This is a genomic window from Rhodococcus sp. 06-418-5, assembly GCF_002258285.1.
In the GTDB taxonomy this organism is placed as follows: domain Bacteria; phylum Actinomycetota; class Actinomycetes; order Mycobacteriales; family Mycobacteriaceae; genus Rhodococcoides.
The window spans coordinates 57,822-70,796 of the sequence record NZ_NOYE01000009.1 but is presented as its reverse complement, the minus strand read 5'-3'; the positions used below and the strand labels follow the sequence as shown (position 1 = coordinate 70,796).

Annotated in this window: 7 protein-coding genes; 4 read left to right on the top strand and 3 right to left on the bottom strand. The window is 58.0% G+C overall.

Features of this window, described 5'->3' with window-relative positions; genetic code table 11:
- Positions 1–276: 276 nt before the first annotated feature.
- From CH274_RS04215 to CH274_RS04210, 3 genes are all read right to left on the bottom strand, one after another.
- A complete protein-coding gene (locus CH274_RS04215; protein ID WP_143546526.1) occupies positions 277–2,112 on the bottom strand; it encodes an AAA family ATPase in 1,836 nt (611 codons plus the stop codon).
- Complete coding sequence (locus CH274_RS28830) at positions 2,105–2,905, bottom strand: hypothetical protein (RefSeq protein ID WP_143546525.1); 801 nt, start codon at positions 2,903–2,905, stop codon at positions 2,105–2,107. The genes CH274_RS04215 and CH274_RS28830 overlap by 8 nt, the downstream gene beginning before the upstream one ends.
- Before the next feature lie 164 nt (positions 2,906–3,069).
- A complete protein-coding gene (locus tag CH274_RS04210; protein ID WP_094656852.1) occupies positions 3,070–4,008 on the bottom strand; it encodes a hypothetical protein in 939 nt (312 codons plus the stop codon).
- 581 nt (positions 4,009–4,589) lie between these two features.
- Here CH274_RS04210 and CH274_RS04205 point away from each other — a divergent pair.
- The 4 genes from CH274_RS04205 to CH274_RS04190 all read left to right on the top strand — a co-directional run bounded on the left by CH274_RS04205 (position 4,590) and on the right by CH274_RS04190 (position 12,955).
- Positions 4,590–8,144, top strand: a complete 3,555-nt coding sequence (locus CH274_RS04205) for a DEAD/DEAH box helicase (protein ID WP_094656851.1) — start codon at positions 4,590–4,592, stop codon at positions 8,142–8,144.
- Positions 8,145–8,282: 138 nt separating this feature from the next.
- Positions 8,283–8,858 (top strand): hypothetical protein, encoded by a 576-nt coding sequence (locus CH274_RS04200; RefSeq protein ID WP_094656850.1) that lies wholly within the window; start codon positions 8,283–8,285, stop codon positions 8,856–8,858.
- A 226-nt stretch (positions 8,859–9,084) separates the two neighbouring features.
- Positions 9,085–10,623: an RNA-directed DNA polymerase gene (locus tag CH274_RS04195; RefSeq protein ID WP_094656849.1), complete on the top strand. Its 1,539-nt coding sequence runs from the start codon at positions 9,085–9,087 to the stop codon at positions 10,621–10,623.
- A gap of 79 nt (positions 10,624–10,702) precedes the next feature.
- Entirely contained in the window at positions 10,703–12,955 is a 2,253-nt protein-coding gene (locus CH274_RS04190; RefSeq protein WP_094656848.1) for a hypothetical protein, read from the top strand.
- The last annotated feature ends 20 nt before the right edge of the window (positions 12,956–12,975 follow it).

Genomic DNA, 12,975 nt, shown 5'->3' with positions numbered 1-12,975 from the left:
GATCACTTAGCCAACAACTCTACATATGAGGCCCGAGAAATCCCTAGCTACGCTGCACCAACAAGAACACGGACGGACTGCACTTTCCCAAACGGCGCAGACTCTCCAGCGCTTCGACCAATTTCTCGACTACGATTCTTCGCAACTCAACGAGAGCGCAGACGATGCGTTGATTCAGATCACCCACCTATAAGAACGATGAACTAATATTAATTTAACTTAGCGATGCGCCGACCGGTGAATTCCGCCCGCCAACTACCTGAAGGACCAGTGACTCTACCTTTCTGCCCTCTCGATCAGTGCCTCCATTAGAGCTTGCGAATCCTGTGCGGTTTCGTCGAAGAATCCCGATGGCCAGTCCGCCATTGACCCGTCAGAGGCCGGTCTCACTCCCTTATAGGTCGTAGCGCCATCGTGTCGCTCGGCAAAGATGATGGTAATGCGCTGCTGGTTGAGATCGGTTTGGTCTTCAGCTGTACGCCGCCTCAAACGGGTGATCAGATAGTCACTATGAGTCTCCACGATTAATTGCCGTCCGCTTGATGCAACTGCCAGCAGAAAATCCGCTAAACGCTGTTGCACGGCAGGATTCAAGTGCAATTCTGGTTGCTCAATCAGAAGCAGCGATCCTGGAGGGGCTTGTAGGCACATGACTAAGACAGGAAGGATCTGGCTCACGCCCGTTCCGACACTTGTTAGATCCAGATCGAGGTTCACGTCCGAAGGCCGAACCGAAAGTTGCAATCCCAGACGTCCGCTGTCCTCAGTACTGAACCCGTCCCCGATCCCTAGGTGTGCGGCCCACGAGTTTACTGCTTTAAGCAGCGTCTGACCGGATCCTTTGCCGTCGGGGAGTACCGGCGGGTTCTGAATTCTCTGATCGCCGCCAGTTTCCAGGACCGAGGCGGTGTACTCCCCCTTGGCCCCAATGAATCCCGGATTGGCGGTGGGCGATGATCGATAAACAACCTGCGGGTCCATTCGAAGCGGACCCAGATGCTGAACGCGGTTGGCAAGAAAATCCCTGGACTCGCTTACCGTCGAATCCAGAAGGTCCGGCAGTGACGCAAGTTTGGGGCCTCGCCGGTCGCCAAGGCCCAGCCGCTCTGTCACCTGTTGATATATTTCCGCCAGCTGAGTCCTAGGCCAATCACTATCCAGACGCCACTCCCGTGTATCGGCTAGTTCTCTAACGCGGATATAAAGCATCCGCTGCGCGTTCGGCGTTTGCAGCACGTCCTGAAGATCATCCAGAATTGTACGGAGGTCCGCCGTGATCGCGTCGACCACCTCCGCAGTGCCGGGCATTGGTCCAGACTCATCTCTAGCCTTTTTGGCGTCCTCGTTCAACCACCGTTCGCGAGTCCTCGCAGATGCGTCGCGAGGAAGATTGGCGCGCATCGCTGCCTGACGGCCCTCATACCACGCCCAAAACAGGATGTCAGCGAGCGGCTCCGTGTACATGTATCGAATCGGAAAACCACCACGAATATTGAGGTCGGTTAGTTCTATTGATTCGCCCGCTGCTTCGGTGACAGTTCCCCCGTACTGGTATTCATGGCCGAAAGAATTTGACGTTGGCGTTGCAGAGCGATCGGCGCGCAGGGACGAATGCAAGTCGCTAGTGACAAAAGCGGACACTTCGATCCCGACTATGTTGGTTGATGCAGACTGCTGCTTTGGGGCCCCCATTAGAGTCAAGTCCCAATCGATAAAAGTGTCTTGCCCGTGCTCACGTTGCCGACGAAATCGGCGGCGTGGAAGATGCACTGAGCCGTAGCCAGGTGCAACGGTTGAGTAGGATTCCGAACCGAAGTGAAACTGTCCACCTAGCATTATTGGATCGCCTGCCTCGCGAGCGCCCGAGAATCGCGTCTCATCGAAGGTGCCGACGCGAATTTGCTCACCGTTCAGGGGAAAAAACTCGCTGTTTGAGGTGGCGGCTTGAGCAGCGACTCTTATCGATTGCAATAGTGTGCTCTTGCCAGCCGAATTTGCACCAACGATCACAGTTAGTGGCGCTAGTTCAACATCCGCATGCTGCACCGATTTGAAGTTGCGCAGACGCCAGCGACGTAAAGTCAGGCCGTCGTGCCAAACAGATTCAGACACGACTGTCCTCTTCGTGATCAACTTTGGAAAGCACCATCTGATGTCTTCTTCCTTCCATACTTATACCAAAGTATCCTGCCCCAGAATCGAGTGCAGAACGATTCCATAGCGAAGAGATTGTTGCAACCCTTATACAACGAAGATTATCATCTAACTTAGCTATTAACCCGGCGACCGCATTCGGCAAAGGATCGTCCTCAACGTCTCGTTGAAACGCCACTTCCCCGCTGTATAGCGCGTCCGGATAGAGCAAGTGTGGATAACGAGGGATTGTTCGAGTGAGCGCTACATATGACTCGTACGCGGGAGATTTGCTGCTCACTGCAGTCGATCGCAGCACATTTGTAGACACGCGGATCGATTGAGATTTACATAGGTTAACCGTTGCAATAGTCATCTGTGCCCGATCCTCGTTCGCGACTAAATCCAGGTCGAAAGCCGCCGGATCAACAACCATTGTTAACTCGCCGTCCAGTAGTTGATAGCGGCATTCGGCAGTCAAGGCGACCAACTGGTCGAGTCGGCGCTCCTTCCATGCCCAGCGAAAATCCTTCTGGTCGCGCAGAGGGATACCAGCAGGCGGCAGTTCTGCAAAGTCCCCAACAAAAGTCGCGAGGGCCGGCCCCAGTTGTACAAACCACACAGGGCCAACCACGTCGGGCAACACGACGAGGTCGTAAGGTAACCCACTGGCGCCTCGAGGCAATAGACGATCTATATCACTGCCCATCTCAACGTCGTTAGACAGGGCAACCACTGACGCCGATGCGAGTTCACGGTCAACATCCGTCACCAGAACTAGATGCGGTGAAGGACCGCCATGATCCATGGGCTCAAGACGTCGTACTTCACCTGGTCTTGGAGTCGAAGGTCCAATGTGGACTGCAGCAGGTCCCGGCGAAGCCGACACCAGCGCACGCAGCGAGTCCTCTAACCATCCAGGTGTGTTCGGCTTCATCATTCGTCTCCCAGACCGTCTACGGAGGGTATGTACCTTTGGAGCAGATGCTCGCTGAACCGTGTTAGCACTTCATCTTGAATCTGAACCGATGCGTCAACGATCACCGCATGGACCGCGTTTGACGCCTCTCTGAAACGCTTGGCAGCAGTCGGACGTGAGATACCAAAGGACTCTGCAACGTACACGTCCGACCTATTGGATATTTTGAGGGCGAGTAGCCGCTGGCTGTCTGCCGGTAGGGCGACAAGTTGTCTAAGTGCATCGATTGCGGCAACCTCATCTTCCGGTGTGAGCCGACGATCAGGTTCGTCCTCGCCTCCATCACTATGAACAAGACCGCTTGGGAGGTAGTCTGTCAAAGCCAGTTCGAAGATGCGTGCCATGTCTCGGTCGCCGACGTCGGACCCTACGACCTCACGAACCAGGCTGAGGACTTCCTGAAGAGTCTCGGCAGAGTACACGACCGGGGCCCGGTCACTGTTGATGATTCTTACGCGAGGAAGTTTCGCGACCATGGAAGCTACGGCGCGCAGACCCGACGCGTCTAGATCGACGCGCGCAACGCCGCTGCGGGCATCGGCGATCTGCAGCTGACGGCATCTCTCCAGCAGATTGTCGATGACGGTCCGCTGTCGACCACGAGCAAGGGTTCGTCTGACGATGTGATGTACAAGGGCACGCGCCGACGAGACGTCGGATGCGGTATCGACTATGTACGCGAGTTGCCCCGCTTCAAGTAGTTGTTTGACGACAACATCCTGTACCAGGTTCTCGTACTCTCGGGTGCTCCATTCCCCGGTTTCGGTATAGCTGCTTGGCGGATATTTCGGTGCTACTGTGCGCACTGCGCGAGCTACCTCCTCCAGCCAGAGCTCGCCGATCACGCTCTCGACAAACTCTACTTTTAAATCATCCCACGTCACGGACTGGCTCATCGGGTGTCGCTCACGGTGCCACCTCTACTGCCAGTAGGGCCGTGGCTATCAATTCGTCCGGTTCCGCGCACATTGCAGTCTGATGATCCAACACTGATTTCTTTATCGTTAACGGCACCGTTGTGACTATCCTGGCGGGATTCTCGATCCAGCAAGCAGGGTATTCGTACCTGTGATCGTGTGCTTCGTGTTCAATGCCATTTGAACTACTCATGGAGCGAGCGAATACCCAAGCGAGAGGGCTGCTATCAGGCCAAGATCTGAGAATCACGGCACGGTGACGTGGGCTTTTATGTTGGGCGAAGGCCACTTCCTTCTCGTCGACCGAGAACCATGCAATTCCCGCCACCGGCGGTATGTTCAACCGCCGTCGGATTTCTGAGACATCCATTCGTTTGGTCTCGATCTCGAACTCAGCCGCCGCAAGCGGCGTTCGGGTGGTGGACGGTCACATCGTACAGGCATGAGCGCGGCACTTTCGGCCGATCGTCGGCACCAGCCCCGCCGGGAACACCTACTCGGGTCGATCTTTGACGCCTATGGAGACGAACCTGTCGCTAAAGACGATTATCGTCTCCAGAATGGGCACATTCGCCACCCTGTACAACAACCTCTCCCAGGACAACCACATCCGGGGCAGGCAGTTCGAGCGCATCTGCAAGTGGTACCTCCAGAACGACGCGTACTACCGACACACCGTTCGCAATGTCTGGCTCTGGGACGACTGGGAGCACAGATGGGGCAGCGACGCCGGTATCGACCTCGTGGTCGAAGACAACGAAGGAAAACTCTGGGCGGTACAGGCGAAGGCATATGCCGCGGATCGCGCCGTCACGAAGAACGACGTCGACAAGTTCCTGTCCGAGTCGTCCAGGAGGCGGTTCCACTATCGCCTCCTCATCGCAACCACCGACCGGATACACCACGTCGCACGGAGAACTATCGACGCCCAGGAGAAACCGGTCGGCTTGATCGGCCTTGCCGACCTCCAAACTGCCGACATCGACTGGGCGGAGTCCCCGGACCTCCTACATCCCATCCCACCACCACAGCCGGCCCTACCCCGCGACCACCAGACCGAAGCTCTCGACAACGTCGTGGACGGCTTCCAGAACGCCGACCGTGGTCAGCTCGTCATGGCGTGCGGTACAGGAAAGACGCTCACGTCTCTGTTCATCAAGCAAAAACTCCACGCGCAGCGAACCCTGGTTCTGTTGCCGTCCTTGTCCCTGCTGAAGCAGACGATGGCGGTATGGAGAACGAACGCGACCGAACCGTTCGAGGCGCTACCAGTCTGCTCCGATGAAACCGTCACCCAGGACGACGCAGCCTTGGCGTACACCAGCGAGCTGTGCCTCCCAGTTCAGAACGACCCCGCCGAGATCGCCGAGTTCCTTCAACGCAGTGGACCACGTGTGGTGTTTTCGACGTATCAGTCCTCGCCGCAGATCGCGAAAGCATTCACCCTCGGACAAGTCCCGCACTTCGACCTGGCCATCGCGGACGAGAGTCACCGTGTCGCGGGCGACGAATCAACGGTATTCGCAACGATTCTCGACTCGAACGCCATCGCGGCTCGCCGGCGGCTGTTCATGACGGCGACACCGCGCTACTACACCGGACGAGTGCTGACGGCGGCGCGTGGCTCGGAAATGGAAGTCGCGTCGATGGACGACGCCACGAAATTCGGGGAAGTGTTCCACCGTCTGAGTTTCGGAGAAGCCATTCGACGCGGACTACTCACCGATTACCAAGTCGCTGTCGTCGGGGTCGACAACTCGACATTTCGTGAGTGGGCGACCAACGGCGTTCTGATCCGTCGACAGGACCAGGACACCGACGCACGTACCCTCGCCAGCCAGATCGGGCTTGCGAAAGCGATGCGAAAATATGACCTTCGCCGCGTGATCAGCTTCCACTCCCGCGTGCTTCGCGCCAAGCGGTTCGCGGCGGAAATGCCCGACATTCTCGAATGGATGCCCGCGGAGCAGCGGCCCCCGGGAACATTGTGGACCGGGTTCGCCTCGGGCGAGATGTCGTCCGGCGAGCGGCATGTCCGCCTTCAACGTCTTCGTCACCTCGACGACGACGAGCGCGGCTTACTCGCCAACGCGCGATGCCTCGGTGAGGGCGTCGACGTCCCCACTCTTGACGGTGTCGCCTTCATCGACCCGCGAGGGTCGGAGGTCGACATCGTTCAGGCCGTCGGGCGCGCAATTCGGCTGGCCGAGAACAAAACCGTCGGAACCATTGTCATTCCAGTTTTCATCGATACCGCCGCGGATCCCGAAACCGCACTCAAAGATTCATCATTCAAGTCTGTCTGGCGTGTCGTTACTGCTCTGCGCTCTCACGACGAACATATGGCGGAGCAGATCGACGAGATACGCCGCGAACTCGGCCGCACAGGTGGGCGCGCACGCATTCCGGATAAGATTCACCTGGACGTGGCGCACACCGTCGGAAAGGCATTCGTCGACGCGTTCGATGTTCGTTTGATCGAGAAGACAAGTGCCCCCTGGAATTTTTGGTACGGGATGCTGGAGCAATACGCCGCAGACAAGGGCACCTCAAGGGTGGCCGTCGACTACGTCGTGGACGGGTACGCGCTCGGGCAATGGGCGAGTGTCCAACGGATCGCTTTGACTAACAAGACCCTCAGCGACCACAGGCGGTCCGCGCTGGACCGACTCCCCGGGTGGGCATGGGACGTACTGGCAGACCAATGGAGTACCTGGATTCAACTCATGGAGCAGTTCGTAGCCGAACATGGCCACGCCGACGTTCCTTTTCCATACGCGGTCGGTGACTTCAACCTCCGGAGCTGGGTTGCGACACAGCGTGGTCTGTACAAGCGAGGCCAATTGTCCGAAGAAAGGACACGAGAGCTGGAGGCGTTTTCTGGTTGGGTGTGGGACACCCGCAAGGACACCTGGACGCGGAACTACCAGGCGTTGAAGGCGTTCGCCGCGCGGGTGGGTCACGCTCGGCCGTCGCAGCGGTTGATCGAAGACGGTCTGAGGCTCGGGCAATGGGTGGCCGTGCAGCGCACGAACCGCGACGACATGACTTCGGAGCGGATCCAACTCCTTGAGGCACTGCCGGAATGGTCGTGGACACCACTAGCCGAGAAGTGGGACCGCGGCTTCGAATTTCTAACAGCCTTTGCTGCACGAGAAGGTCATACTCTCGTCCCCAACACACACTTAGAGAACGGCTTTCGACTCGGAACGTGGATCACCGTCCAACGAGGCAACCAGAGGAATCTCTCCGCGAGCGAAGTAGGTCGATTGCAATCGATGCCCGGTTGGGTATGGGACGCACGAGCCGCGATGTGGCAGCAGAAGCTCGAACTGCTCAGGCAGTATCGGAGACGAGAAGGCCACGCACTCGTACCGCAAGGGTTCAAGGAAGACAGTGTAAATCTTGGTGGTTGGGTACTAGAACAACGGAATCACCGCGAAAGCATCTCTCAGGAACGTCGAGAGCTCCTGGAAGCGGTCCCCGGATGGTCGTGGGACCCGCACACAGACGCTTGGGAGCGGGCGTACTCATCGCTCGTTGTATTCGCCGGGCGCCAGGGACACACAAGGGTTACGCGTGGCTATGTTGCGGACGGAGTCAATCTCGGCGGATGGGTCGGGGAACAACGGAGCAATCGCACCACGATGACAGAGGACCGACGCCAGCGGTTGGAGGCCGTTCCCGGCTGGAGCTGGAACGCGCTCGACGACTCATGGACGCAACACCTCGAGCTGCTGCGTTCCTACGCACGAAGAGAAGGCCATGCAAACGTTCCAGTCGACTTCGTCGAGGACGGCCTGAAGATCGGTCAATGGGCGAGGCTCCGGCGACGTGAGCACACAAGACTCAACTCCGACAAACAAGCTCAGCTGGAAGCTATACCCGGCTGGTTCTGGGGCACAAAAAGCGATCACATCTGGAACCAAAAATTCGAGATGTTAGAGCAATACGTCGCTCGCGAAGGTCGCATCAAGCCCCCGGACGGACACATAGAACAAGACGTCAAACTCGGCTTGTGGGTTCGGGAGCAGTGGCGTGGGAGGGACAACATGAAAGCTGAGCGATCAGCAAAACTGGAGTCCTTGCCGGGCTGGAACTGGGGTAACGGCTAACCTCCGTCGGTCGTGGATCAATGCGTGTAGCCAGTCCCAACTGCAACAGCACCAGCCTGAATGCGACTTGAGTCGATCCGGGCAGGCGCGAAAAGGTAGACCTGCCTGCAGAACCACCACCAGGGAAGAAAATTCTAAATGCTCAACGACGAAGTCTCCGCCCGCGACTATTGGGAAACACGCGTCACCGTTCACCGACCGATTGACGGCGGTGTAGACATTCTCCGCGCCTTCTCATGCGAAATTGAGCTCGCCACAGACGACGAACGCGCCGGTGCCTTTATCAGCGGTTGGATCGGCTGGAACGTCTCCGACGAGGACATCGCCGACGCGGCAGACGCGATCAGCACGGACGCCTCAGGACTCGGAGCCATCGCAGCAGAGATTCGCGACTCCCATCCCGACCACTGGGTTGACTCAGTGCTGTTGATTGACAGAATGTTCCTCCATGAATCGAAGCGAGGGAAACGCCTCACGCGACTACTCATCGAGGAGGTGGTCGCCTTCTTCCGCCTCGACCCTTACTCGACCGCCATCACGCTTCAACCCGAGCCGCAAGCAAAATCCGGCGGACCATTACCGGACGGAGCAGAACGAGATGCTGCTCTCGCTAGCCTGCAGTCCGCATACACGTCCAGCGGACTTTCGCCCTGGAACGGCTCGCCGATATGGTGGCGACCTTTTCCGCCTTACGATCTGGAGGGTCTCCGCTAGTCGCCTTACCTGCAACGAACGCAGCCCGAATGGGCACGATGAAGTCAGCCGCAGGAACGCCGTGATAACGCTGTCCGAGCTGCTTCCACTCCCAGCGTCAAACCGGGCTGCGCCATAAACGGCACCGAAATGCTCATGGCACCAAGGCACCCTGGACAGGGAGTGGGTCGGGTCGCTGAGACGGACCAACGACGTGACGGGGTTTGGAGTATGCCAGTATCAGCCGATGGCACAGATGGATTGGGCAAACGTTCTTGACTTCAAGACTGCCGCCAAGAACGTGCGCGGAGAGTTCTTCGGCGATTGGTACCACGATCCATGGGAGTGGCCCGAGATTGACTTCCTCCTTGCGTCCCCCACTCGACTCGGCAACCACATCGACAGCACACAAAACCAGAGTCCGGCGTTAATCGACGTACCAAAAGAAAACTGGGGGGCTCGACCAGCTGTCGTGCTCTCCATCGAAGACCGATTGACCTATCAGGCTCTGGTCGATGCGGTGAGTGTCGATTTGATCGGGGGGCTGCACGAGAGTGCGTACGGCTGGCGCCTAAAGCCGGACCATCCGCAGAAAGGGGACTACTCGCACAATGATCTGCAGTGGAAGCAATACCGCTCGCACCTCGGCGATGCGAGCCGCAACTTTGAAGCCGGTCTGCGCACGGACCTCGTGTCATGCTTCGCAAGCATCCCTCTCGACAGGCTTCAGACGTCGCTGGAGGATACGCTGAAGAAGAACCACATACAGACTGCGCTACTCGCATTCGTCGAACGAATGTACAAAACCTCCGGCCGCACTGGACTACCACAGCGCTCGCTTGCGTCAGCGGTAATCGCAAATATGTACATGAAGTCACTCGACGACGTGCTTGAGCATCATGCCTCCACAGTGCCCCACCTGACCATATTCGGCAAAGCGGCTCCACGTCCCCGACGAAGCTGGACCCGATGGATGGACGACGTCTGGCTCTTCGGAGACGAAGCTGGAGACATGCGGCGAGCTCAGATCGAGCTACAGCAGGCAGCTAGCGATATAGGAATGCATATCAACGCCGCGAAGACAGACGTTTTCGAGGGGGATGAAGTTTCCGAGCATGCACTAGAGATTGAACACAGTGCCGTGGATGACGCTATCCTCAAGAAAGAAACGAAGCCTTTGGAAGAATTAGTCGACCGCTTACTCGACGACCCGACTCGCGCATCAAGAACGAGCCTGAAGTTCGTCGCGAATCGTATGCGTAGTCACGCAATTCCCTACCGGATCGCAGAGTTTTCGCATCTAGCTGAACGTATGCCACACGCCTCTGATGCCTTGGCACCGATGTTCAAAATGGTATTTTCGCAGGACCATCTTGAGGACTGGTTTCTCAACTATGCAAGCAGCCCTTGGGCATCCTTTGACTGGTCGATCGCTCACTATCTCCGCATGTTCCCAAGCGAACAGACCCCCGGATCTAAACTCGTCGACTTTGTAGCAGAGCGGTCGGCGGATGCGCGCACCCCCATAGTGCTCCTCTCGATTTGCGTTCAGCGACTTGCTGCTTGGGACGCTGACAAAGCAAGGGGCGTTCTCACATCCATCGAGCGCCAGATATCCCATCCCCAGAACAGGAGAATACTTTCTTTGGCTGGAAATCAGGCAGGAATTGAGCGCCACAAGGTCAGAAAGTGGCTATCCAGTCACGACGAGAATCGTGTGACCTTAGAAATGCTTGAGCACGCAAATTTCGGGAAGCCGAAGGTGTCTAGCTACTACACAGCGTGACATCTCTTCAGCGTGGCCAATTGACGGTGAACGAGATCAGGGACGCCGTACTGTCGGTGCATTGGTGTAGTAACGACGCATGACCACCCTCGATCCGACCGGCGATCAGAGATCAGAGCCGTTCGAGAAAGCCTGGCAATCGTTGGATGCGGCGCACCAACTTCGTCATGACATCGCGACGCACTGGAACGAGCTGGGCATCGACAGCGCACTGCGCTGTTGGATCGAGCTCGACGAACGAGGCCTCGGCGAGCTGCGAGTGTCGGTCGAGTGGACAACGCAGGCCGACGCCCTCCAACAGAGTGGCCGAGACTTCATTGCTGCAGTCAAGGACAGCCTGAACGCAGCAATCCAGGCCACCGAGAGACTGACTTCGGGCATCACACCCACGCCTGACCGACCGATCCAATTCCCGCTTTGTTCAACCCCATCCGAGTTCACCGAGCTCCACCGCTCCGGCGCGCTGGATGGTCTCCGACCCGACCACCTGCAGCTCCTCACACTGTTCCAGCCCTACGCAATCGAAGCAGAAACTCCCACTCAAATCTCGATGCTGCGGTCGGCAATGGGTCTGTTGAAGAATGTCGTCGCCCTCGTCCCAGACGCGGAGGTTTTTGGAATATGGGCACACTCAGCTCAGCCGACCGTGCTGGTGGACCCACCGCACAAGATCGTCGAACTAGTTGCCGAGCCGCCCACACTCGTTCGGACACCAACCCCGATCGCGCGGTTCCAGGTGGAACCCACCGAAGGCGCGCAAGGCCTGCGCGGTCGGCCGGACGTTGCCCTCGACATCGCGTTCGCGCTACCTCCATGGCCGAGCAACCCAGACGAAGACACGGTCGGCCGCCGATGTGCCTTACTTCTCGAAGTTGCAGCAGAAATTGTTCGCGGCTTCGAGCGCTCGGTTGGTCTGCGCGAATCGCCCAACCGCCCGGACCTTGAGTTGGACGTGGTCAATTTGACTCCCGAAAACGACCACGACCCTGGCAGGTGGGCACCGGTCGATTACTCACATTACCCAGATCTCGAACCCCGGCTTGCTCAGTCCGAACTCGGCCTGGCTGTCTATCGGGATGACGCCAACAACATGGTCATGCTGGTCCACACTGAAACCGGCGTGTTCGGGCGGACGATTCCACACGCCCGAGTCCTCGAACCAGCAGTGAGTCGAGGTCCTGCAGCCGAGAACGCGACCCTCGCCGCTGCGGCACAGTGGGGGCTCCCCGATTTTGTGTTACCACCAAAGAAGATCGCTAAAGGCACAGCATCCCGTGAGCTCGGCGACGGTACGGTCATCTTCGGAAATCGAGCACTTGCTATCCAGGTGAAGTCCCGCGACGTACCCACCGACGCAAACCCTGCGCGCGAACTGAATTGGATTGCCAAGAACGCCGCGAAGGGCGCACGCCAGGCCGCAGGCACAGTACGAACCCTCACCGCCACACCCAAGGCTCTTAACAACGCTCGTGGACGCTCGATGCATGTCGACGCCGCGGCATACGCATGGGTGGGTGTTGTGATAATCGATCACGACCAGCCACCCGAGCACATCTCCCCTGTCTCATCGACGCCGTCGCTTGCGGTAGTAGCTCTTCTGCGGCGTGAGTGGGAATTCCTCTTCGACCAGCTGAGGTCGATCACCGCTGTCGGCGCATACATTCATCGAATAAAAGACGACGAAGTCGCACCGGGTGAACACGTGCCGCAGTATTTCGAGCTCGCAAATGCCGACCTCGAAGCAACCCGGAACGCTGATAGCAACCAAAACTATCCAGCACAAGCCCAGCACTTTTCGTACCCCCTCTTGCCGAGGGAGCCAGCATCGAGTGTCGACACCGCGGGGGCAGCGCTATATCGCCAGCTGCTCGAGGACGTCGCTACGTCGTCGTGGGATCGTCCCGAACTCGACCGCTTGAACGTGCTGCACATGCTCGATCAGCATCCCGTACTCGAGCGGGCCGCGATCGGCCGACGACTGCTCGACCAGCTCCGAATCGCTCGAGACGCCCTCAATGGTGAGACGCGGTTTGAGGCTCGCCGTTACTGGCTGGGAGACAATCACTTACAGTTGGCTTTCAGCGTGCTGAATCATCTCAGCGGACACCACCAAGCAGTCTTCCGTGGGTGGACGATGCTCCGCCACCACGAATGGATCTCCGGGCGTCCCGCCGAAACAGTTGATTCTTGCCGGACGGTCGCGGTTCTTCTCACTCCCAGGCACGATGGCCTTCGCCCATGGGACACAACAATGTACGTACTCTTCGGCAAAATCGATGTTGACGAAGAAGAACTGGACTCATACCGTCGAATATTCGGCAGCACAGCCTAATTCGCTCGCAGACCGCCTGC